Genomic DNA, 22,454 nt, shown 5'->3' on the forward strand with positions numbered 1-22,454 from the left:
ATTATAGGGAGTTCTTCTGAGGCTGCAAGTGCAAAGTGAAAATTATTTACTGACTGCTCACTTTCCAGGCAAAATACATCTCAGACCTTAATTCTTGCCTGGTTTTTAAACAAAAACGAGCCGCAAGCGGCCCGTTTTTGCGTTTTGTGACTTACTGCACTGCCACAATTCGGTCTTCGTTGGCTTCCAGACGGATAACTTTGCCCGGAACCAGCTCCCCGGAAAGGATTTGCTGCGCCAGCGGGTTTTCGATCTGCTGCTGGATTGCACGTTTTAACGGACGCGCGCCATAAACAGGATCGTAACCATTCTCGCTCAGCAGTTTCAGCGCATCATCCGAGATGTGGATTTCATACCCACGCTCTTCCAGACGCTTGTACAGACGCTGCAACTGGATCTGCGCAATCGACGCAATGTGTTTCTCACCCAGCGGATGGAACACGACTACTTCATCAATACGGTTGATGAACTCCGGACGGAAGTTTTGGCTGACCACACCCAGCACCAGATCTTTCATATGGCTGTAATCCAGCTCACCGAAGCGTTCCTGAATCAAATCGGAACCCAGGTTCGAGGTCATGATCACCACCGTGTTACGGAAGTCGACCGTTCTTCCCTGCCCGTCCGTCAGACGCCCATCATCCAGCACCTGCAACAGAATGTTAAACACGTCAGGATGAGCCTTTTCCACTTCATCCAGCAGGATGACGGAATAAGGACGACGACGAACCGCTTCCGTCAGGTAACCGCCCTCTTCATAACCGACATATCCCGGAGGCGCACCGACCAGACGCGAGACGGAGTGTTTCTCCATAAACTCGGACATATCGATACGCACCATCGCGTCATCGCTGTCGAACATAAAGTTAGCCAGCGCTTTACACAGCTCGGTTTTACCGACACCGGTTGGCCCCAGGAAAAGGAACGAGCCGATTGGACGATTCGGATCGGACAGCCCCGCACGGCTACGACGAATGGCGTTAGATACCGCTTCGACCGCTTCGTTCTGTCCAATGACGCGCTGATGCAGATCCTGCTCCATACGCAGCAGTTTCTCACGTTCGCTTTCCATCATGCGAGCCACAGGAATACCCGTCCAGCGCGCCAGCACTTCGGCAATCTCGGCATCCGTCACTTTATTACGCAACAGACGCATGGTTTTGCCTTCCGACTGCGTGGCGATCTCAAGCTGTTTTTCCAGCTCAGGGATCTTGCCGTACTGTAGCTCGGACATCCGCGCCAGATCTCCTACGCGACGGGCCTGCTCAATGGCAATTTTCGCCTGCTCCAGCTCCGCCTTGATTGTCTGGGTGCCAGAGAGGGAGGCTTTCTCAGCTTTCCACTCTTCTTCCAGCTCAGAATACTGACGCTCTTTCTCGTCCAGTTCTTCGTTAAGCATATCGAGGCGTTTCTTACTCGCTTCGTCAGACTCTTTGTTCAGCGCCTGCTGTTCCAGCTTGAGCTGGATAATGCGGCGATCGAGTCGGTCCAGCTCTTCCGGTTTCGAGTCAATCTGCATACGGATGCTGGACGCCGCTTCATCGATAAGGTCGATGGCTTTATCCGGCAACTGACGGTCGGCAATGTAACGATGCGAAAGCGTCGCCGCCGCAACGATGGCCGGGTCAGTGATCTGCACGTGATGGTGCAGCTCATAACGCTCTTTCAGACCACGCAAAATGGCGATGGTATCTTCAACGCTTGGTTCAGCGACAAACACCTTCTGGAAGCGACGCTCCAGCGCGGCATCTTTTTCAATGTACTGACGATACTCGTCCAGCGTAGTGGCGCCGACGCAGTGAAGTTCACCACGTGCCAGCGCAGGTTTCAGCATGTTCCCGGCATCCATTGCGCCGTCAGCTTTACCCGCGCCCACCATGGTGTGCAGTTCGTCGATAAACAGGATGACGTTACCTTCCTGTTTCGCCAGATCGTTCAGCACGCCTTTCAGACGCTCTTCAAATTCACCGCGGTATTTCGCCCCGGCCACCAGCGCGCCCATATCCAGCGCCAGTACGCGACGGCCTTTCAGCCCTTCGGGCACTTCGCCATTAACGATACGCTGCGCCAGCCCTTCAACGATGGCGGTTTTACCGACGCCAGGCTCACCAATCAGCACCGGGTTGTTTTTGGTACGACGTTGCAGTACCTGGATAGTCCGACGAATTTCTTCGTCACGACCGATTACCGGGTCAAGTTTGCCCTGCTCGGCACGTTCGGTCAGGTCGACCGTAAATTTCTTCAAAGCCTGACGTTGGTCTTCGGCTCCCTGGTCGTTCACGCTTTCACCTCCGCGCATTTTCTCAATCGCCTGGGTCACATTAGCGGTGGTTGCACCGGCGGATTTCAGCAGGTCGGTTAAGGTACCGCGTGATTCAAGCGCCGCCAGAACAAACAGCTCTGACGAAATAAAGTTGTCCCCACGTTTTTGCGCCAGCTTGTCGCAAAGGTTCAGTACACGCACCAGATCCTGTGACGGCTGTACGTCGCCACCGGTACCTTCTACCTGCGGTAAACGACTCAGCGCCTGATCGATGGCGGTGCGTAACTGGCCGGCATTAATGCCAGCGGACGTTAACAAAGGACGTACCGATCCCCCTTCCTGATTCAGCAAGGCGCTCATTAAATGAAGAGGTTCGATAAATTGGTTGTCGTGCCCCAGTGCGAGGGACTGGGCATCGGCGAGAGCAAGCTGGAATTTATTAGTAAGACGATCCAGACGCATAACTCCTCCCATAACAGGTCAAATTTGCTACTGGAGATTAAATGAGGTCATCCCTCAATTATTCAAGGTTAATAACCTGAATTATGTGAAAAGAAAACGGCGCGTACCGGATCGTCTTGATTCTTTAGGTTATATCAGCCAAATGAAACTTGCCATACGGCCTGTCGTCTTGTCACGGCGCCAGGAGAAAAAATCACCCTTTTCGGTGAATGTACAGCGATCTCCGCCAAAGATCTGGGTCACGCCGACATTATTAAGGCGCTGGCGGGCAAGCTGATAAATATCGGCCAGATATTTATCGCCGGATGCCACAAACGCATTAACCGCCTGAGGATCTTTTTCCATAAAAGCTTGCCGAACCTCAGGCCCCACTTCAAATGCCTGCGGGCCAATCGCCGGGCCAAGCCAGGCGATGAGATTTGCAGAATCGTCATGGAAGCAGGCAACGGTCTCTTCCAGCACGCCTTCGCACAGGCCTCGCCATCCGGCGTGGGCAGCAGCCACTTCAGTTCCTGCCTTATTGCAGAACAACACCGGCAGGCAATCAGCAGTCATCACCGCGCAAACCGTTCCCGGCGTATTGCTGTACGAAGCATCGGCGCGCTTAGACGCATAGGGCTCCCCCGTCAGCTTCAGCACCGCTTTACCGTGCACCTGCTCAAGCCAGACCGGTTTTGAAGGAAGGTTTCCCGCAGCAAAGAGGCGTTTACGGTTCTCTTCAACGTGCTCCAGGTTATCGCCACAGTGCGCACCGAGGTTCAGAGACTCCCACGCGCCCTGGCTCACGCCACCGATACGGGTTGAACTACAGGCGGCCACGCCTTCAGGCAGTGGCCACGCCGGGACAATCAGTTTGGTCATAACCAGTCCACGTGATCCTTATGTTCTTCGAAATCTGCGCGCATCGCGTCGATAAGTTCCACCATATCCTGTGGGATAGGCGCATGCCATTCCATCTGAATTCCGGTGATTGGGTGGTAAAGACGTAGCATCGTCGCATGCAGCGCCTGGCGATCGAATTTACGCAGCACGGAGATGAATTCATCCGATGCGCCCTTTGGTGGACGCGGACGACCGCCGTAAACAGGGTCACCCACCAGCGGATGGGTAATATGCGCCATGTGCACGCGGATCTGGTGAGTACGCCCGGTTTCCAGACGCAGACGCAGGCGCGTATGAATACGGAAATGTTCCATGATGCGGTAATGGGTTACCGCCGGTTTACCCATCGGGTGCACGGACATATGCGTACGCTTGGTTGGATGACGACTAATCGGCTCTTCCACCGTGCCGCCAGAGGTCATATGACCAATCGCCACCGCTTCATACTCACGGGTGATTTCGCGCAGCTGCAAAGATTCCACTAGTCGAGTCTGGGCGGGGATCGTCTTCGCCACCACCATCAGACCCGTGGTGTCTTTATCCAGACGGTGAACGATACCGGCACGCGGTACGTCAGCTATCGGCGGGTAATAATGAAGGAGTGCGTTAAGTACCGTACCGTCAGGATTACCCGCGCCCGGATGGACGACAAAGTCACGCGGTTTGTTGATGACCAGAATATCGTCATCTTCGTAGACGATATCCAGCGGGATATCCTGCGGCTCGAAGCGGACTTCCTCTTCGATTTCAGCATTGATGGCGACAGCTTCCCCACCAAACACTTTCTCTTTTGGTTTGTCCCAGATCTTGCCGTTTACCAGCACGCGCTGGTCAAGGATCCATTCTTTTATACGTGAACGCGAATAATCAGGGAACAATTCGGCCAAAGCCTGATCTAAGCGTTGACCGAGCTGATTTTCGGAGACTGTTGCGGTGAGTTCTACTCGTTGTGCCATAAACTGCTTCTTCGTTTAACGTTGGGTTTTACGGCTTTGCCGTTTAATATAGTGTGCTATTGTAGCTGGTCTTAATCGGGAGCAGGAACTGAGTTTCTCCCGGACAAACATTTGAGGAAAGTCAAAACGTCATGACGCGCATGAAATATCTGGTGGCAGCGGCCACGTTGAGCCTGGCTTTGGTGGGCTGCTCCGGTTCGAATGAACAGGTCCCTGACAATCCGCCGAATGAAATCTATGCGACTGCACAACAAAAGTTGCAGGACGGTAACTGGAAACAGGCGATAACGCAACTGGAAGCGTTGGATAATCGCTATCCGTTTGGTCCGTATTCACAGCAGGTACAGTTAGATCTGATCTACGCCTACTATAAAAATGCCGATCTGCCGCTGGCTCAGGCAACGATCGATCGTTTCATGCGTCTGAACCCTACCCATCCTAACATCGATTACGTGATGTACATGCGCGGCCTGACTAACATGGCGCTGGATGACAGTGCATTGCAGGGCTTCTTCGGGGTGGATCGTTCTGACCGTGACCCGCAACATGCGCGTGATGCTTTCAATGACTTCTCCAAACTGGTGCGTAGCTACCCGAACAGCCAGTACATTACCGATGCCACTAAGCGTCTGGTGTTCCTGAAAGATCGTCTGGCGAAATACGAGTACTCCGTCGCGGAATACTACACTCGCCGTGGCGCATGGGTTGCCGTGGTTAACCGTGTAGAAGGCATGCTGCGTGATTATCCGGATACGCAGGCCACGCGTGATGGCCTGAAGCTGATGGAGAATGCGTATCGCCAGATGCAGATGACGGCTCAGGCTGACAAAGTGGCGAAAATCATTGCCGCGAACAGCAGCAATACCTGATACCGCTACAACGCATAACGGCAGCCCGCAGGCTGCCGTTTTTTTATTCTTTCAGACTTACGCTGAAGCGGTTTAGCTTCAACACATCCAGTCAACTATGACCGCAATTGCTGGCTTCGACAAGGTAAATCTCACCTCTTCCTGCCCTGCCTCACAAAAAAGATTCCCTGACAAAAACCGACAAAATAACGTGATCTAAATCACACATTTTGACATTAGGTCGGGTATGCTGGAATCACCAAGACGGAAAGACAAGAGGTAAAATTTATGACAATGAACATTACCAGTAAACAAATGGAAATTACTCCGGCAATCCGCCAGCACGTCGCAGACCGTCTCGCCAAACTGGATAAATGGCAAACACATTTGATTAATCCACATATCATCCTGTCCAAGGAGCCGCAGGGTTTCGTCGCTGATGCAACTATCAATACTCCAAACGGCCATCTGGTCGCCAGCGCTAAACACGAGGATATGTACACTGCAATTAACGATTTGATCAACAAGCTGGAACGGCAGCTCAATAAAGTGCAACACAAAGGTGAAGCCCGTCGCGCCACAACATCGGTGAAAGACGCCAGCTTCGCGGAAGAAGTTGAAGAAGAGTAATCCTTTAAATTGAGTGTACCGACAACGCGCCTTCGGGCGCGTTTTTTATTGACAGGATCAAAACAGTACAGGTACTTTAACCCTATTAATTTCAGGATGACCTAATGAAACAGACGCCGTTTTTCTTCGCATTCTTTTTTACCTTCCCCTGACCGGGAGGCGTTTCGTCGTGTGATAAAGAATGCGAAGACGAACAACAAGGCCTCCCACACCGGGAGGCCTTTTTTATTGATAACGATAAAATGAGACAGACAACACTATGACACCGGAAAACCCGCTCCTGGATTTACGCGTAAAAATCAGTGCACTCGACGAAAAGTTACTGGCCCTGCTGGCAGAACGCCGCGCGCTCGCCATTGAAGTGGGCAAAGCCAAGCTGGATTCTCATCGGCCGGTGCGCGATATCGATCGCGAGCGTGATTTACTGGAACGGTTGATACAGCTCGGCAAAGCGCATCATCTTGATGCCCACTACATCACCCGCCTGTTCCAGCTCATCATTGAAGATTCCGTTCTGACGCAACAGGCCCTGCTCCAGCAGCATCTGAACAAAACCAACCCGCACTCTGCTCGGATCGCTTTCCTCGGCCCGAAAGGTTCTTATTCTCACCTGGCGGCTCGCCAGTACGCAGCCCGTCATTTCGAAGAGTTCATTGAGAGCGGTTGTGCAAAATTTGCAGACATCTTCAACCAGGTCGAAACCGGCCAGGCAGATTACGCCGTGGTGCCTATTGAGAACACCAGTTCCGGCGCCATCAACGATGTTTACGATCTGCTCCAGCACACCAGCCTGTCGCTGGTCGGTGAGCTGACTATTCCTATCGATCACTGCGTGCTGGTCTCTGGCTCAACCGATCTGAGTCAGATCGAAACGGTGTACAGCCACCCGCAGCCGTTCCAGCAGTGCAGCCAGTTCCTGAACCGTTATCCGCACTGGAAAATTGAGTACACCGAAAGCACCTCGGCGGCGATGGAAAAAGTGGCGCAGGCAAACTCTCCTGCCGTCGCGGCACTCGGTAGCGAAGCGGGCGGCGCGCTGTATGGCTTACAGGTGCTGGAACGCAATCTGGCCAACCAGACGCAAAATATCACCCGTTTCGTGGTTCTTGCCCGCAAGGCCATCAACGTGTCGGACCAGGTCCCGGCGAAAACCACCCTGCTGATGGCGACCGGCCAGCAGGCGGGTGCGCTGGTTGAAGCGCTGCTGGTGCTGCGTAATCACAACCTGATCATGACGAAGCTGGAATCCCGCCCAATACATGGCAACCCGTGGGAAGAGATGTTCTATCTCGACGTTCAGGCCAACCTGGAGTCTGCATCCATGCAGAAAGCCCTGCGCGAACTGGGCGAGATCACACGCTCCATGAAAGTACTGGGCTGCTATCCGAGCGAAAACGTGGTCCCGGTCGATCCGGCTTAATGTTCGATAAAGCGGCTTTTCTTCATCCCTGCCACATTTACAGGCAGGGTGAAGATGGCACCGGAAAGCGGGTATTTCGCCAGCTCCTCCGCCTCCATATTTTCCCGCGTGGTGGTGATAAACAGCGTTTTCATCTCGTCGCCGCCAAAGCAGACCATTGTCGGGCAGCGTACCGGCAGCCGGTATTCTTCCAGCTGTACGCCTTGCGGTGAAAACCGTGCGATACGCCAGCCGTCAAACAGTGCGCTCCAGTAGCAGCCTTCCTCATCCATTGCCGCTCCGTCGGGTATACCCTCTCCCTCGCTAAAACGGCGAAACTCTTCGCGCTTACCGGGTTCCCCCTGCTCATCAAGCGGCGTACGGTAGATCACACCGTTCGGCGTATCAGAAGTAAACATCCATCGTTTGTCAGGACTAAACGCTAAACCGTTATGCCCGTGAATATCGCACTGGATCACTTTCGGCGTCAGGTCGTTGTCGATACGCATCAGCATGGCGCCGTTATAATCTCCCGGCCCCCAGAACGTGCCCGCATAAAACCGTCCCTGATGGTCGGTGCCTCCATCGTTAAAGCGTGCAAGCTGCGGGTTGGACGGGTTATCGCAAACCTTACGCTGGAGCAGGCCGTGTTTATCGGTCAGCCAGATGGCGTTTCGCATCGCGACGATAAATCCGCCGCGTTCACGCAGGGCAAAACACCCAACTTCTTCATGGAATGAGAGCACCGAGTGTTCCGCGGTGGGCAGATGGTACCGATGAATCTCCCCTTCCAGAATATCCGCCCAGTAGAGCGCCTTCTCTTCAGCACTCCACGTCGGGCATTCGGGCAGATGCCCGGTATAGTTCAACAGCAGCTGCGGTTCAGCCATGACAATTCCCCAAAATGAAAAAAGCCAGCATTGCTGTTCTAATTTTAGACGCAAAAGGCTGAAACAAAAGGATTTGTTTCTGACGATGTCCACACGTCGTCCACGCATCGAAAAAGCCCTGCCATGTGCAGGGCTTTCTTTTGGTCACATCCAGTGGATTTGTTGCTGGCCTGATTGCGTCGGGTGCGGCGGCGCTGGTACTACTTCACCCGGCGAAACGATAAAGCTCTCGACCGTCTCAGTGGTGATGAACGTGCAACTGCAAATGATGTTTGTGCACTGATGATACAGCTCCTTGCCTGTGCGGCGCGCATGGCCTGCGCCTTTGAGCCGCACCAGCGCTGTCACTGGCTGGCAAAAACTGGAATAAAAAATGAATGCAAACTCATCCACTGATGCATGCACATCTAAAATTGTGAATCAACTCGTCCAATTAATGATTTCGTCCAGCCCGGAAAGTATTGCAGGAAAATAACTTTCATCCATTCCAAGACTATCACTGACTACGACGCTTTCAGCAGGATTTTCCGGCCTTAGCGTTAATGTTAAAAGCACCCCACGCCCTGTTGATGATGGTGAAAACACAAGATTTAACTGATTTTCTGTGCTATCAAAAATCACCTCACGAGCCTTCGTGCCATCAACTAAACTTCTATGTAACTCCTTGAGTTTAGCTTTGAGAGCATTAAGCTCTCCAACATTAAAGGATGCCTGATATTGTGTTTTAAGCTCGGGTAGTTCGTACTCCACATAGGTATGTATCCAGTCATACTCTGGTATGTCAGGGGTATTATCACGCCCAAAGGGGGAAATCCGTAAAATTTTCCTTTCGCTCATTATCTCAATCATATTCCCCCCATCACTTGTATAAAAAATGAGTTATTGTCCAGTCTTTCTCACGCACCAATACTTCTATCATATATTTTTTATAATAATAGGTTCCTTTTTTCGCCCGATTCTCAACAAGTTTATATATCTCAGATTCGTAACGAAAAAGACCTTGAGCCTTTTGAGGATCTGGCGTTCTTTTGCCGTAGCGAATAACTTTTTCCTGAAGTTGCAAGGGCACATATCGCGCGGGATTAAGCATATGTTTAGCAGGAGTTGCGGTCATTTTAAGGGTTCGTGCAGATAACCCCATTTTCAGCCGACCACGTAAGAGACTGATAGTAGCCTCACTGAGCCTCACAGTTACAGCGGTTTTAACTCCACTCTCCAGTAACGCTTTACCAGCCCGAAAAAGACGAAATGCACCCAAGGCAATTAATACGATGTCTGTTGGGTCAATCAGGGGGGCTTCTAGTGGCGCTTCTTCCAGCCTGACAAACATGCCGTCGGTATCATAAATCTGCCATAAACCGGGAGCCTGAGAGACTGAATAGCCAATACACATCCCAGTTTCGTCATCAACAATGGGTTTTGAATTCAGTGGAGGATTGCGGGGGCGAAATTCGAAGTATTCACCGGCTGGTAATGTTGACTGGAAGGTGTAGAAACGTCCTGGCTCGTCCGTAATTAATCCAACGCTCATTGTCCTAATTTCCTTTTGGGCTAACCTTTGGGGTCATCATAATGGACGTTTTTACTTCAATCTACTTTCCTGACTCTGATTTTATCGACTTAGAGGCTAACGCCTCGCCGCGCTCGTTGTTCAACACCACCGGCGCTGAAAGCAAATTTCAGCACCGGCGGTGCTGGCATTATTCGCGTATGGCTCATTTTAACCACCCATTTTTTTAGCATCATCAACAAGCTCGTCTGAATATTGCCAGGCTCCGTTATCAGCCACGAAGCCCCAGCCGAAACACCGTTAGTCATTTCATATCCAACAGCCAGCCCTGGCGGGTGTAAAATTTCGTGATTAATTCTGAAAACCAGCCCCTTCTCGCTTAGTTCTTTCCAGTTCATGATTGTCATACCGCAGTCGGCGTCATCCAGCATCAACTGGAAACTCAACATTACATAATTTGCTACCCACTCAGTTAAATCGATAACATTCGTTACCCTCACTGACACGCGTTTTCGGTATACCCTCTTTCTTGTATCAGGCATGTTCACGAAGCTGATTCAACTTTAAGAGTTTGCTGGGGTGCACCCCGTTCATGGTTTGCCACCATTGGCAGAGGCTAACCCTGAAATGGCTTTCCTTAACAAAGCAGAAAGTGCGCTGCTGCTTAAGTCATTTACAGGTGAGGATCTGCTGGTTGCCCTGCTGGGGATTAGTACCGGCGGGCGGTGGTCAGAGCTGGCAACACTCAAACCGGCACAAATAGTAAACGGGCGCGTGACATTCCTGAAAATCAAAAACGCAAAAAAGCGCACTGTACCGATTTCTTCTGAGCTTGAATCGCTGATAAAGAAGAATACCAGCGGGAATCTGTTCAACATCGATTACGTGAGTTTTTGCAAAGTGCTGAAGATGGTTAAACCTGATATTCCTGCAAATCAGGCAACGCATATTTTGCGTCATACCTTCGCAAGTCATTTCATGGTGAACGGGGGTAACATCATTTCATTACAGCAAATACTGGGTAATGCAAACATCCAGCAGACGATGACTTATGCGCATTTGTCACCGGAGTACCTGCAAAATGCCGTGGCATTGAATCCGCTTTCAGGAGGGATATCGCTGTAGGTTCTGCTCCCCCCGGAGTGTCCACATTGCGTCCACACTTCGGGGTATTAGAAACGGTTCCAGATGGTTACAGCTTTTTTAAATTACTGTTTTTATTAGTGATAATTTAAATGGTTGATAAACCACATCCACCCATTATATGAAAAAAGCCAGCATTGCTGGCTTTCAGTATATACATCATCAGATTACTGGCGACTGTCATTTGCCTGGCGCAACAGCGTGCGGCTTTCACTCTGGAATCGCGTGGCGTAATCACCGAACCAGTGCTCCACTTTACGGAAACTGTCGATAAACGCTTGTTTATCGCCGTGTTCCAGCAAGGTGATCGCTTCGCCAAAACGCTGATAGTAGCGCTTGATCAGCGCCAGGTTATTTTCAGACGACATGATGATGTCGGCGTAAAGCTGTGGATCCTGGGCAAACAGTCGCCCGACCATCGCCAGCTCCAGACGATAAATTGGCGAGGAAAGCGCCAGCAATTGTTCAAGCTGAACGTTCTCTTCCGCCAGGTGCAGACCATAGGCGAAGGTTGCAAAGTGGCGCAGCGCCTGAATAAACGCCATGTTCTGATCGTGCTCAACCGCACTGATACGGTGCAAACGTGCCCCCCAGACCTGAATCTGTTCCAGGAACCACTGATACGCTTCCGGCTGACGACCGTCGCAGTAAACCACTACCTGCTTCGCCAGGCTGCCGCTGTCCGGGCCAAACATCGGGTGTAACCCAAGCACGGGCCCGGTGTGCGCCGCCAGCATTGCCTGTAGAGGGCCATTTTTAACGGACGCCAGATCCACCAGAATGCAATCTTCCGGCAGCGGAGGAAGTTTCGCGATAATCTGCTCCGTCACATGAATCGGTACGCTGACGATAACCATTCCGGCATCCTTAATGAGCTCCGGCGCATGCGGCCAGTCCTCTTTTTCCAGGATGCGCACCTGATAGCCAGAAAGCGTCAGCATTTTTTCAAACAGACGCCCCATCTGGCCGCCGCCACCGACAATCACCACCGGACGCAGCGACGGACAGAGAGTTTTGAAGCCCTTGTCGTTTTCGCTGGAATAGGATTCCCGCATCACACGACGCAGGACATCTTCAATTAAGTCCGGTGAAACGCCCAGCGCCTGTGCCTCTTTACGGCGGGAGGCGAGCATAGAGGCCTCACGCTCCGGAACGTAAATTGGCAGGCCGTATTTGCTTTTAACTTCGCCGACCTCAGCAACCAGTGCCATGCGGCGCGCCAGCAGGTCCAGCAACGCCTTATCCACTTCATCAATTTGATCGCGTAATGCGGTCAATTCAGCAACCATAACTATCCTCTTATGCCAGACGCGTCGCCAGCTGGCCGTTCAAATCTTTGTGGATCTCACGCAGTAGCGCATCAGTGGTTTCCCAGCTGATGCAAGCATCCGTGACCGAGACGCCGGGCTTCATCGCGCTACGCGGCTGTTCCGATGACTGATTGCCTTCATGAATATTACTTTCAATCATCAGGCCGATAATTGAACGGTTACCATCTTTAATCTGTGCAATCACAGATTCTGCAACCGCAGGCTGGCGACGGTAATCTTTATTCGAATTACCATGACTGCAATCTACCATCAGCGCCGGACGCAGTCCCGCCTGTTCCATCTCTTTTTCACACTGCGCGACATCCGCCGGGCTGTAGTTTGGCGCTTTACCACCGCGCAGGATCACATGCCCGTCCGGATTGCCCTGCGTTTGCAGCAGGCATACCTGGCCCGCCTGGTTGATCCCGACAAAACGATGGGGCATAGCGGCGGCGCGCATGGCGTTAATCGCCGTGGCCAGGCTGCCGTCGGTACCGTTTTTAAAACCAACCGGCATAGACAGGCCAGACGCCATCTCGCGGTGGGTTTGTGACTCGGTGGTGCGCGCCCCAATCGCAGACCAGCTAAACAGATCGCCGAGGTACTGCGGGCTGTTCGGATCCAGCGCTTCGGTTGCCAGCGGCAGCCCCATGCTGACCAGCTCCACCAGCAGGCGACGCGCAATCTTCAGGCCCGCTTCCACATCAAACGAGCCATCCATGTGCGGATCGTTAATCAACCCTTTCCAGCCAACCGTTGTACGTGGCTTTTCAAAATAGACGCGCATCACCAGATAGAGGCTATCGCTGACCTCCTCCGCTAATGCTTTAAATCGACGAGCGTACTCAATGGCGGTTTCAGGATCGTGAATGGAGCAAGGACCACATACCACCAGCAGGCGCGGATCGCGGCCTGCGATAATGTCAGAAATGGTCTGGCGAGAGTGCTCAATCTGAGCTTCCTGCGCGACGCTCAGCGGGAATTCCGCCTTCAGTTGATCCGGGGTGATTAACACCTGTTCGTCAGTGATATGTACGTTGTTCAGCGCGTCTTTTTGCATGATTGCGATCCTGTAAAACTCGTTTGCGATAGTGGTTTTCCTCGAAGAGGTGACACAACGATAACACATAAAGTAAAGATTTCAATCCAAAATACGTACAGATTATTTTACATCAGCCATTTAAATGCCAAATCACAGGTTAAAATCGTAAACATAAAATTACACATACGCTTTTAACGCCAGTCTACGCTCACACCAGGCACGCTATCCCGGCGCTGGCCGTTAGCTTAATTATCCTCGGGTGAATTGAGGGAAAGTTGCGTGGCTACATAAATCCTGGCAACAAAAAATGAATAAAAGTATGAATTCCAGCAGACTTAATTGAGCCTGCCTAAATTACTTTGAATATCGTGCTCTGTAAGATTTAGCTTAGGTCAAGACAGGGATATTTCTGACATAATGACGGCTTTGAGAAAGAATGGTATTCTGCCGGAAATTCATAAGGGCATCTATTTCCGGGGCGGTTTGGCGGATTCTGATGAGAAATACATTCTTGATCGCTTTGCTTCACCTCCCCCTGGCGCTAATGCTGTTCATTTTGGTGAGCCCTGCAAGGGCAGGCTCGTTCACGGAAACGGATAAATCAGTACGTTCGATTGTTTCTGGCATTGTGAGCTACACCCGATGGCCAGCACTGACCGGCCAGCCTAAGCTCTGTATTTATGCCTCTTCCCATTACAGACAGGCGCTCAGCAGTGAAGATGAACACAACCCGTTGCCCTATAGTCCTGTCATTGTGCATAGCGATCGGGAAGCACTCGCAGCAAGGTGTGATGCCCTCTATTTCGGGAGCGAATCACCGGCAAAACAACAGGAAATAATAAATCAATATCAGGGCCAGGCGTTGCTATTAATGTCAGAGCAAAATCCTGAATGCGTTATTGGCAGCGCATTTTGTCTGATAATAGAGCACAACAAGGTCAGGTTTTCCGTAAATCTGGATGCGCTGGCGCGCAGTGGCGTAAGAGTCAATCCGGATGTATTAATGCTCGCACGGAATAAGAAGCATGAATAAGGAAGTCACACCAACACCGCGTCCGACGTTTAAAAGAACGTTGCGGCGAATCAGCATGATAAGCGTCATTATAACGATGACGTTTATATGGTTGCTGCTGTGTTTCGCTTCCGTGGTGACATTAAAGCAATACGCGCAAAAAAACCTCGAACTCACCGGCGCCACCATGAGCCACAGCCTTGAGGCCTCTCTGGTGTTCAACGATGCCGTGGCGGCAAATGAAACGCTGGCGACCCTCGGCAAGCAGGGGCAATTTGCCGTGGCGGAAGTGCTAAATGCATATCATAAACGGTTTGCCTGGTGGTCGTGGAACCCGGCGGATAATACCGACACGCTGGGCGCGCTGGTCAACCGGTGGTTGTTCCCTGTTCCTGTCGCACAGCCCATCATACATAACGGTAATGTGATTGGCGAAATTCGTCTGACCGCACGAGACAGCCTGATTAGCCACTTTATCTGGCTCTCATTTGCGGTCCTCACCGGCTGCATTCTTTTTGCCTCTGCCGTCGCATTGACCATCACCCGCTCGCTACATCATGGCATGGTTGTTGAAATGCAAAACATCACTGACGTTGTGCATGACGTCCGTACCAACCGCAACTTCTCTCGCCGGGTAACGGAAGGCCGCATTGAAGAGTTCCACCAGTTTGGTGAAGACTTCAACAGCCTGCTGGATGAAATGGAAGAGTGGCAGCTCAAGCTACAGGCGAAAAACGCTCAACTGTTGCGTACCGCCATGCACGATCCGCTCACGGGGCTTGCAAACCGCGCCGCGTTTCGCAACAACATTGCGGCCTTAATGAATGACGCTTCGGCAAAGACCAATTCTGCCCTGCTCTTCCTGGACGGTGATAACTTCAAGTTTATTAACGACACCTGGGGCCATGCCGCGGGCGACTGCGTACTGATCGAAGCCGCAAAAAGGATGGTCGAATTTGGCGAAAAACGTCATCAGTCTTACCGTCTTGGCGGCGACGAGTTTGCCATGATCCTTTATGGCGTCCACACCGCGCGTGAGGTCGAATATATTTGCGCTGCGCTGTCGCAGCAATTTATCCGTCCGTTTGATCTGCATAACGGACACACAGCATCAATGTCACTCAGCATTGGCTTTGCTCTGGCGTGGGAAAATGCCTCCGTCGAGGCATTACTGGAGCAAGCCGATCGCAATATGTACCTGGTCAAAAACCAGCGTTCGAAAACAATACCCTGAAAGGAAGACGATATGTTGAAGCGATACTTCGCGCCGTTGTTACTGGCATCTCTGGTTATGTCCGGGTGCCAGACGCCGGAGGGTAAATTCACACCAGAGCAAATCGCGGTCATGAAGTCCTACGGCTTTAACGAACTGAATGGCGACTGGTCCCTGGGCCTGTCGGATAAGATCCTGTTTGATAAAAATGACGCCAGACTGCGTCCGGAAAGTGAAACGCAGATCCAGACTATGGCCTCACGTCTGGCGGCAATCGGTCTGAATCACGCCCGGATGGACGGCCATACGGATAACTATGGCGAAGAGAGCTACAACGAAGCGCTTTCGTTAAAACGTGCCAATGTTGTAGCGGATGCCTGGGCGAAGGGCGCGAACATCCCGCGCAGCAACCTCACTACGCGGGGTTTAGGCAAAAAATACCCTCTCAGCAGCAACCGTACTGCGCAAGGGCGCGCTGAAAACCGCCGTGTTGCGGTAGTTATCAGCACGCCTTAAGGCTATTTAGCGGATGTGCCGGCGAGCGACACGCCTGAAGCCGCTCGCCAGCGCAGCCAGTCAATCACGATAAATACCGCCAGACTGACGCCCATTACCGGCAACGCCAGCCCCAGCAGGAGGCTTATCATGAACGTCACTCCTCTTCCCCACAGCGGCAATGCCAGCCAGCTTTGACAGAGCGTCTGTACCGGGTTCGCGGCTGACGTCGCAGGACGACGCATCCACCACATCCGGTATCCCCAGATAATCAGCACGCACAGCGCAACGCCAAACGCGATGAGCAGCAGCTGATTTGCCAGACCAAACAGGATCCCCATATGGAAATCCACGCCCCAGCGGGTGAGTTTAGCCATCAGCGGGAAATCCCCAAAGCGAGTCCTGTCCAGCACCTTCAGAGAGTGGGGGTCCACGGCAACGGCATCAACCTGCGTCGGCCAGCGGCGATCGATTTCCGTCACCGTCCAGGCCTGGTCGACCCTGCTTGCCGGACGGATCTCAACGTTGTTAGCATCAATTCCTGACTGGCGGGCGGCCTGCAATACGCTGTCAAAAAGCGACAGTTCAACAGGCAGTTCAGGCATCGACATTCCGCCGTGATGACCACGATGTTCGGCGTGTTCATCCATCATTTCCGGCGCACCGGAAAGGGTGGTGTTTACCTGCGGCGTCAGCCAGTTCATCTCTGCACGCAGCTTATCGACGTTGCCACCGGCCCATTGTGACCAGGTTAACCCGGTGACTGAGAACAGCAGCATTCCCGCCAGTAACGTCCAGCCTAAGATCACATGCAGGCGACGACGATTCTGGAAACGATTGTTAATACGGCGCTTCGGTCGGGTATAGAACCACAGCGCGATCCCGCCCAAGGCAGCAACCCACATCCACGAGGCGGCTAACTCGCTATAGAGGCGCCCGAGGTTGCCCAGCATCAGCGAGGTATGCAGATAATCGATAGTCTGACGCAGCGGTAAAATCCCGCTGGTGCCGTATACGGTCATATCCCCTCGAACCTCAAGGCTGGCGGGATCAATAAAAATAGCCCGATGCTCGGAGGGACCCAGCGCCGGGTCGGCAAACATCACGCGGGTCGTTTCGCCCTCTTCCAGCCCCGGACGAACGGTATGTAGACGCAGATCTGATTCTACGGCCTTTTCGGCCGCGGCAATTTGTGCAGCAAGAGGCTGCGCCTCACCCACGGCATCCGTGTGGAGTGCATGATGGTACAGCGCATTTTCAAGCTGCGGCGTGGCGACATACAGCGTACCGGTCAGCGCTGCGAAGAAAATAAACGGACCAACAAACAGCCCGATATAGAAATGGAGGCGACGCAGCAGGTTTCCCCATGCCGCGCGCGGAGTGCAGGTAGTCATACTTTTCCTTTTTAAGGCAAAAAGTGAGTGATTTTGTTTTAAAGGGAGAAAGCAGACCGACGCGGCGGCGCGCGGGTAACGGGGTAAAGCCAGGGGAAAAAGTGCCAGTGGCTGACCGCCTGACGAGGCGGCTTCATGCGCAACCGCTGCAACACCACGCTGAGCAGAACGATAAGCGCCAGCATCACGCCCGGCACATGCGCTAACAGCACGCAGTAACCGCAGGCTTCCGCATGGTCAACTGGCATGGAATGCGGCATATCCCCATGATGCTCGTCCATCGACATCATGCTCATGTCATGGTGCATGCCCGGCATGGCGCTCATGGGATCTTTTTGCAGCGAGACGGAGATCAGCGGCGCCACGACGATCAGCAGGATCGCAAACAGCGCGGTCAATGCCGCTGCGCGTTTCCAGCTATGCTGATGCAGTACGTTATCCACTTACCCTCCACCCAAGAGGCGAACATTGTAAATGATTTATGACGGAAGGGTTAACGCGAGAGTTGCTATGAGATAAAAAAAGGGCCAGCCTTTCGGCCAGCCCTTTCTGACAGGATGTCGCTTAAGCGAATCTTAGTTCAGACGCTCTTTAATACGAGCAGACTTACCAGTACGCTCACGCAGGTAGTACAGTTTAGCTTTACGTACAGCACCACGACGTTTAACAGCAATGCTGTCAACTACCGGAGAGTGAGTCTGGAAGACACGCTCAACGCCTTCGCCGTTGGAAATTTTACGAACAGTGAATGCAGAGTGCAGACCGCGGTTACGAATAGCGATAACCACGCCCTCGAATGCCTGCAGACGTTTTTTGGAACCTTCAACAACCCATACTTTCACTTCCACGGTGTCACCTGGACGGAAGGAAGGTACGTCCTGCTTCATCTGCTCTTGTTCAAGTTGCTTAATAATGTTGCTCATAATTTAATCTCTTATCCTGGGTAAACTGATATTCGGGAGCGTATTACGCTTTCCCATCATGTTCATGCTGCTGGTGCGCGTGTTCGGTTTTGAACTCGGCCAGCAACTTTGCTTGCTCTTCAGTCAGAGCCAGGTTTTCCAGAAGTTCAGGTCTTCTAAGCCAGGTCCGGCCCAGCGACTGCTTCAAACGCCAGCGACGTATCTCGGCATGGTTTCCAGACAGTAACACTGCCGGGACTTCCATCCCTTCTAACACTTCAGGACGAGTATAGTGTGGACAGTCCAGCAATCCATCGGCAAAGGAATCTTCCGTTGCCGAAGCTTCATGGCCCAGAACCCCCGGAATAAACCGGGCGACGGAGTCAATCAGCGTCATTGCTGGTAGCTCACCACCGCTGAGAACGTAATCGCCGATAGACCATTCTTCGTCAATCTCGGTTTGAATTACGCGCTCATCTATCCCTTCGTAGCGACCACAGACCAGAATCAGCTTTTGATTCGTCGCCAGTTCGCTCACGCCCGCTTGATCAAGCTTGCGTCCCTGAGGTGACAGATAAATCACCTTCGCGCCTTCACCTGCCGCGGCTTTTGCTGTGTGAATGGCGTCCCGTAAGGGTTGCACCATCATCAACATCCCCGGTCCGCCGCCGTAAGGACGATCGTCCACGGTACGGTGCCGGTCATGCGTGAAGTCACGAGGACTCCAGCTCTGGATGCTCAGCAGGCCATTCTTTACTGCCCGGCCAGTTACCCCGTAATCGGTAATCGCGCGGAACATTTCAGGAAACAGGCTAATTATGCCAATCCACATAGCGCCGTCTTTTACCGTTTATCCGGAGAATTTAAAAACCAGGATCCCAATCTACTTCAATGGTTTGAGTAGTGAGATCGACTTTCTTGATAACCTGTCCATCGAGGAACGGGACCAACCGCTCCTTGATGCCAAATGCATCTTTCAGGTTTGCCTTAATGACGAGAACGTCATTTGACCCGGTTTCCATCATGTCGATGACTTTCCCCAGGCTGTAGCCTTCAGTGGTCACTACCTGGCAACCCATAAGGTCTTTCCAGTAGTAGTCACCCTCTTCCAGTTGCGGCAACTGCGACGAATCCACGACAATTTCACAATTAGTCAGCGCATTCGCGGCATCTCGATCGTCAATGCCTTTCAGCTTGATGATGATGTCCTGATTGTGGTGACGCCAGCTTTCCAGCTCGACCTCTTCCCACTTACCGGCTTTCTGGATAAACCAGGGCTGGTAATCAAAAATGCTATCAGCGTCTTCAGTGGAGGAAAACACTCTGAGCCAACCACGGATACCGTAGCAAGAACCCATTTTTCCCAATACGATCGGTTCAACAGGTGCTTTATTGCTCATCATGACCACCGTGACAGATTAAGCTGCTTTGTTTGCTGCTTTGATCAGCGTAGCAACGCGATCGGAAACAGTAGCGCCCTGGCCAACCCAGTGAGCGATACGATCCAGATCCAGACGAGTTTCTTCTTCTGCGCCAGAGGCCAGTGGGTTGAAGAAACCAACGCGCTCAATGAAGCGACCGTTGCGTGCATTACGGCTGTCAGTCACAACAACCTGGTAGAACGGACGCTTTTTAGCGCCGTGACGTGCTAAACGAATAGTTACCATAACATCCTCTTGTGTGAATAAAACAACCGGGCCCCATCGAGGAACGGAGCCCGGGTGTCATATTAAAAGCCCGAAAATTTTACTCATTTTCGGGCAAAAAGCAATCTCAAAAGCGATTATCGCCCAGGAAAACCGGGCGGCATCATGCCTTTCATGCCGCGCATCATCTTCGCCATGCCGCCTTTCTTCATTTTCTTCATCATGCGCTGCATGTCGTCGAACTGTTTCAGAAGGCGGTTAACGTCCTGGACCTGCATGCCGCAACCGGCTGCGATACGGCGCTTGCGGGAACCTTTGATGATTTCTGGCTTCGCGCGCTCTTTCAGCGTCATCGAGTTGATGATTGCCTCCATACGCACCAGCACTTTGTCATCCATCTGGGATTTGACGTTGTCCGGGATCTGCCCCATACCCGGCAGTTTCCCCATCAGGCTTGCCATACCCCCCATGTTTTTCATCTGACGCAGTTGCTCAAGGAAGTCGGTCAGATCGAAGCCGTCACCTTTTTTCAGCTTGCTGGCGAGTTTTTCAGCCTGCGCGCGGTCAACCTTGCTTTCGATATCTTCGATCAGCGACAGCACGTCGCCCATGCCGAGGATACGGGAGGCAATACGATCCGGGTGGAACGGCTCCAGCGCTTCGGTTTTCTCGCCCACGCCGAGGAACTTAATTGGCTTACCAGTGATATGACGTATAGACAGCGCCGCACCGCCGCGAGCGTCACCGTCGACTTTGGTCAGCACCACGCCGGTTAACGGCAGGGCTTCGTTAAACGCTTTCGCGGTGTTCGCCGCATCCTGACCGGTCATGGCGTCGACAACAAACAGGGTCTCTACCGGATTGATAGAAGCATGAACCTGCTTGATTTCGTCCATCATCGCTTCGTCAACGTGCAGTCGCCCGGCGGTATCCACCAGCAGCACGTCGTAGAATTTCAGCTTCGCCTCTTTCAGCGCCGCGTTAACGATGTCAACAGGCTTCTGCGCCACGTCGGACGGGAAGAAGTCTACGCCAACCTGCTCGGCCAGCGTTTCCAGCTGTTTGATCGCCGCCGGGCGATACACGTCCGCCGAAACCACCAGCACTTTTTTCTTGTGCTTTTCGCGCAGGAATTTCCCCAGCTTACCGACGCTGGTGGTTTTACCCGCACCTTGCAGACCCGCCATCAGCACGACGGCCGGTGGCTGAGCCGCCAGGTTAAGCACCTGATTCTCTTCGCCCATCGCCGAAACCAGCTCGTTACGGACGATTTTGACGAACTCCTGACCCGGAGTCAGGCTCTTGTTAACTTCATGACCAACCGCTTTCTCTTTCACGCGGTTGATAAAATCACGCACGACCGGCAACGCAACGTCTGCTTCCAGCAGCGCCATGCGCACTTCGCGCAGCGTTTCCTTGATGTTCTCTTCGGTGAGGCGTCCACGGCCGCTGATGTTGCGCAGCGTGCGCGACAAACGATCGGTTAAATTATCAAACATTGTCTCTCGCCTGGGGTAGAAACGTTAGGTCGCCTGGGCGACACATACACAGAATTTTGCCGGAGTATAACATGAAGGCGCCTTTGTTGTTATGCAACGGTTGGAGCAGGCGTCACGTAACGTTATACTGCTTCTCTTTCTTATTAAGACAACTGTCGACGCCTATATGCCTGTTTTCGCACTGATCGCCCTTGTTGCCTACTCTGTCAGCCTCGCGCTGATCATTCCTGGCCTGCTGCAAAAAAACAGCGGCTGGCGGCGCATGGCTATTCTTTCGGCAGTGATCGCACTGATTAGCCATGCGTTTGCGCTGGAATCACGCATCATTCCCGGCGACGGCAGCGTGCAAAATCTGAGCGTGCTGAACGTCGGCTCGCTGGTCAGCCTGATGATCTGTACGGTCATGACCATTGTCGCGTCTAAAAATCGTGGCTGGCTGCTGCTGCCGATAGTCTACGCCTTTGCGCTGATCAACCTGGCGTTAGCCACGTTCATGCCCAATGAGTTTATTACCCATCTGGAAGCCACGCCGGGGATGCTGGTGCATATCGGCCTGTCTCTATTCTCCTACGCGACGCTGATCATCGCCGCCCTTTACGCCATGCAGCTCGCCTGGATCGACTACCAGCTGAAAAATAAAAAGCTGGCGTTTAACCATGAAATGCCGCCGCTGATGGTGATTGAGCGTAAGATGTTCCACATCACCCAGGTCGGCGTGGTTTTGCTGACGCTGACGCTGTGCACGGGCTTGTTTTATATGAAGAACCTGTTCAGCGTGGAGAATATCGATAAAGCGGTCCTCTCCATCATCGCGTGGTTTGTCTATATTGTCCTGTTATGGGGCCATTATCATGAAGGCTGGCGCGGACGTCGCGTGGTCTGGTTCAACGTTGCGGGTGCGGGCATTCTCACGCTTGCCTATTTTGGTAGCCGCTTCATACAGCAATTTGCTGGCTAA

At 52.5% G+C, this 22,454-nt stretch carries 25 protein-coding genes, 1 pseudogene and 1 other annotated feature; of the genes and pseudogenes, 9 read left to right on the forward strand and 17 right to left on the reverse strand.

Annotated features, from left to right (window positions below; all coding sequences use genetic code 11):
- Positions 1 to 151 precede the first annotated feature (151 nt).
- The 3 genes from clpB to rluD form a co-directional block, all read right to left on the reverse strand.
- Positions 152 to 2,725, reverse strand: a complete 2,574-nt coding sequence (gene clpB / locus INF86_RS18145) for an ATP-dependent chaperone ClpB (RefSeq protein ID WP_045308384.1) — start codon at positions 2,723 to 2,725, stop codon at positions 152 to 154.
- A 129-nt stretch (positions 2,726 to 2,854) separates the two neighbouring features.
- A complete protein-coding gene (gene yfiH, locus INF86_RS18150) occupies positions 2,855 to 3,586 on the reverse strand; it encodes a purine nucleoside phosphorylase YfiH (protein ID WP_171932823.1) in 732 nt (243 codons plus the stop codon).
- Positions 3,583 to 4,563 carry a 23S rRNA pseudouridine(1911/1915/1917) synthase RluD gene (gene rluD, locus INF86_RS18155; protein WP_022649057.1) on the reverse strand — a complete coding sequence of 327 codons (981 nt, stop codon included), beginning with the start codon at positions 4,561 to 4,563 and terminating at the stop codon, positions 3,583 to 3,585. Before rluD ends, yfiH begins: the two co-directional genes overlap by 4 nt.
- A gap of 131 nt (positions 4,564 to 4,694) precedes the next feature.
- Here rluD and bamD point away from each other — a divergent pair, with 131 nt between their 5' ends.
- From bamD to pheA, 4 genes are all read left to right on the forward strand, one after another.
- Positions 4,695 to 5,432 (forward strand): outer membrane protein assembly factor BamD, encoded by a 738-nt coding sequence (gene bamD / locus INF86_RS18160; RefSeq protein WP_003863164.1) that lies wholly within the window; start codon positions 4,695 to 4,697, stop codon positions 5,430 to 5,432.
- A 267-nt stretch (positions 5,433 to 5,699) separates the two neighbouring features.
- Positions 5,700 to 6,041 carry a ribosome-associated translation inhibitor RaiA gene (raiA, locus tag INF86_RS18165; protein WP_006811628.1) on the forward strand — a complete coding sequence of 114 codons (342 nt, stop codon included), beginning with the start codon at positions 5,700 to 5,702 and terminating at the stop codon, positions 6,039 to 6,041.
- 103 nt (positions 6,042 to 6,144) lie between these two features.
- Positions 6,145 to 6,270: a sequence feature (Phe leader region), on the forward strand.
- Positions 6,146 to 6,193 (forward strand): pheA operon leader peptide PheL, encoded by a 48-nt coding sequence (pheL, locus tag INF86_RS18170; protein ID WP_100229775.1) that lies wholly within the window; start codon positions 6,146 to 6,148, stop codon positions 6,191 to 6,193. It overlaps the preceding feature by 48 nt.
- Positions 6,271 to 6,300: 30 nt before the next feature.
- Complete coding sequence (gene pheA / locus INF86_RS18175) at positions 6,301 to 7,461, forward strand: bifunctional chorismate mutase/prephenate dehydratase (RefSeq protein ID WP_023306733.1); 1,161 nt, start codon at positions 6,301 to 6,303, stop codon at positions 7,459 to 7,461.
- Here pheA and INF86_RS18180 read toward each other — a convergent pair.
- The 5 genes from INF86_RS18180 to INF86_RS22530 form a co-directional block, all read right to left on the reverse strand.
- The gene (locus INF86_RS18180) at positions 7,458 to 8,330 is read right to left on the reverse strand and encodes an SMP-30/gluconolactonase/LRE family protein (RefSeq protein WP_193543776.1); all 873 of its coding nucleotides are present in this window, start codon (positions 8,328 to 8,330) and stop codon (positions 7,458 to 7,460) included. The genes pheA and INF86_RS18180 overlap by 4 nt on opposite strands.
- 144 nt (positions 8,331 to 8,474) lie before the next feature.
- Positions 8,475 to 8,678 carry an ogr/Delta-like zinc finger family protein gene (locus tag INF86_RS18185; protein ID WP_071788728.1) on the reverse strand — a complete coding sequence of 68 codons (204 nt, stop codon included), beginning with the start codon at positions 8,676 to 8,678 and terminating at the stop codon, positions 8,475 to 8,477.
- Between the two features lie 72 nt (positions 8,679 to 8,750).
- Complete coding sequence (locus INF86_RS18190; RefSeq protein ID WP_193543777.1) at positions 8,751 to 9,179, reverse strand: hypothetical protein; 429 nt, start codon at positions 9,177 to 9,179, stop codon at positions 8,751 to 8,753.
- 10 nt (positions 9,180 to 9,189) lie between these two features.
- A complete protein-coding gene (locus tag INF86_RS18195) occupies positions 9,190 to 9,861 on the reverse strand; it encodes a hypothetical protein (protein ID WP_023298400.1) in 672 nt (223 codons plus the stop codon).
- Positions 9,862 to 9,950: 89 nt separating this feature from the next.
- Positions 9,951 to 10,238, reverse strand: a complete 288-nt coding sequence (locus INF86_RS22530; RefSeq protein ID WP_223861968.1) for a hypothetical protein — start codon at positions 10,236 to 10,238, stop codon at positions 9,951 to 9,953.
- A gap of 124 nt (positions 10,239 to 10,362) precedes the next feature.
- Between INF86_RS22530 and INF86_RS18205 the strand changes: the two are divergent.
- Positions 10,363 to 10,965, forward strand: a pseudogene (locus INF86_RS18205) (tyrosine-type recombinase/integrase); the annotation flags it as partial.
- 185 nt (positions 10,966 to 11,150) lie between these two features.
- Here the strand turns inward: INF86_RS18205 and tyrA are convergent.
- Complete coding sequence (gene tyrA / locus INF86_RS18210; RefSeq protein ID WP_023298402.1) at positions 11,151 to 12,272, reverse strand: bifunctional chorismate mutase/prephenate dehydrogenase; 1,122 nt, start codon at positions 12,270 to 12,272, stop codon at positions 11,151 to 11,153.
- A 10-nt stretch (positions 12,273 to 12,282) separates the two neighbouring features.
- Complete coding sequence (gene aroF / locus INF86_RS18215) at positions 12,283 to 13,353, reverse strand: 3-deoxy-7-phosphoheptulonate synthase AroF (protein ID WP_006811632.1); 1,071 nt, start codon at positions 13,351 to 13,353, stop codon at positions 12,283 to 12,285.
- A 478-nt stretch (positions 13,354 to 13,831) separates the two neighbouring features.
- Here aroF and INF86_RS18220 point away from each other — a divergent pair, with 478 nt between their 5' ends.
- Genes INF86_RS18220 through INF86_RS18230 form a run of 3 tightly spaced genes read left to right on the forward strand, consistent with a single transcriptional unit; the run spans position 13,832 to position 16,076 of the window.
- Complete coding sequence (locus INF86_RS18220; RefSeq protein ID WP_193543778.1) at positions 13,832 to 14,368, forward strand: YfiR family protein; 537 nt, start codon at positions 13,832 to 13,834, stop codon at positions 14,366 to 14,368.
- Positions 14,361 to 15,581: a diguanylate cyclase DgcN gene (gene dgcN / locus INF86_RS18225; RefSeq protein ID WP_180243112.1), complete on the forward strand. Its 1,221-nt coding sequence runs from the start codon at positions 14,361 to 14,363 to the stop codon at positions 15,579 to 15,581. The genes INF86_RS18220 and dgcN overlap by 8 nt, the downstream gene beginning before the upstream one ends.
- A gap of 12 nt (positions 15,582 to 15,593) precedes the next feature.
- Complete coding sequence (locus INF86_RS18230) at positions 15,594 to 16,076, forward strand: OmpA family protein (RefSeq protein ID WP_063148615.1); 483 nt, start codon at positions 15,594 to 15,596, stop codon at positions 16,074 to 16,076.
- Between the two features lie 2 nt (positions 16,077 to 16,078).
- On the opposite strand, the gene INF86_RS18235 is transcribed toward INF86_RS18230, so the two are convergent.
- The 7 genes from INF86_RS18235 to ffh all read right to left on the reverse strand — a co-directional run bounded on the left by INF86_RS18235 (position 16,079) and on the right by ffh (position 21,496).
- Entirely contained in the window at positions 16,079 to 17,449 is a 1,371-nt protein-coding gene (locus INF86_RS18235; RefSeq protein WP_193543779.1) for a PepSY domain-containing protein, read from the reverse strand.
- 38 nt (positions 17,450 to 17,487) lie between these two features.
- The gene (locus tag INF86_RS18240) at positions 17,488 to 17,892 is read right to left on the reverse strand and encodes a DUF2946 domain-containing protein (protein ID WP_193543780.1); all 405 of its coding nucleotides are present in this window, start codon (positions 17,890 to 17,892) and stop codon (positions 17,488 to 17,490) included.
- A gap of 132 nt (positions 17,893 to 18,024) precedes the next feature.
- On the reverse strand, positions 18,025 to 18,372 hold the full coding sequence (rplS, locus tag INF86_RS18245; protein WP_002914145.1) for a 50S ribosomal protein L19: 348 nt from the start codon (positions 18,370 to 18,372) through the stop codon (positions 18,025 to 18,027).
- Between the two features lie 43 nt (positions 18,373 to 18,415).
- Positions 18,416 to 19,183 carry a tRNA (guanosine(37)-N1)-methyltransferase TrmD gene (trmD, locus tag INF86_RS18250; protein ID WP_003863138.1) on the reverse strand — a complete coding sequence of 256 codons (768 nt, stop codon included), beginning with the start codon at positions 19,181 to 19,183 and terminating at the stop codon, positions 18,416 to 18,418.
- Between the two features lie 31 nt (positions 19,184 to 19,214).
- Positions 19,215 to 19,754: a ribosome maturation factor RimM gene (rimM, locus tag INF86_RS18255; RefSeq protein ID WP_003863136.1), complete on the reverse strand. Its 540-nt coding sequence runs from the start codon at positions 19,752 to 19,754 to the stop codon at positions 19,215 to 19,217.
- 15 nt (positions 19,755 to 19,769) lie between these two features.
- A complete protein-coding gene (gene rpsP, locus INF86_RS18260; protein ID WP_022649067.1) occupies positions 19,770 to 20,018 on the reverse strand; it encodes a 30S ribosomal protein S16 in 249 nt (82 codons plus the stop codon).
- A gap of 116 nt (positions 20,019 to 20,134) precedes the next feature.
- The gene (gene ffh, locus INF86_RS18265; protein WP_003863132.1) at positions 20,135 to 21,496 is read right to left on the reverse strand and encodes a signal recognition particle protein; all 1,362 of its coding nucleotides are present in this window, start codon (positions 21,494 to 21,496) and stop codon (positions 20,135 to 20,137) included.
- Between the two features lie 166 nt (positions 21,497 to 21,662).
- On the opposite strand from ffh, the gene INF86_RS18270 reads away from it, so the two are divergent.
- Complete coding sequence (locus INF86_RS18270; protein ID WP_014832951.1) at positions 21,663 to 22,454, forward strand: inner membrane protein YpjD; 792 nt, start codon at positions 21,663 to 21,665, stop codon at positions 22,452 to 22,454.

The organism is Enterobacter cloacae complex sp. I1M (assembly GCF_014982425.1).
Lineage (GTDB): Bacteria > Pseudomonadota > Gammaproteobacteria > Enterobacterales > Enterobacteriaceae > Enterobacter > Enterobacter intestinihominis.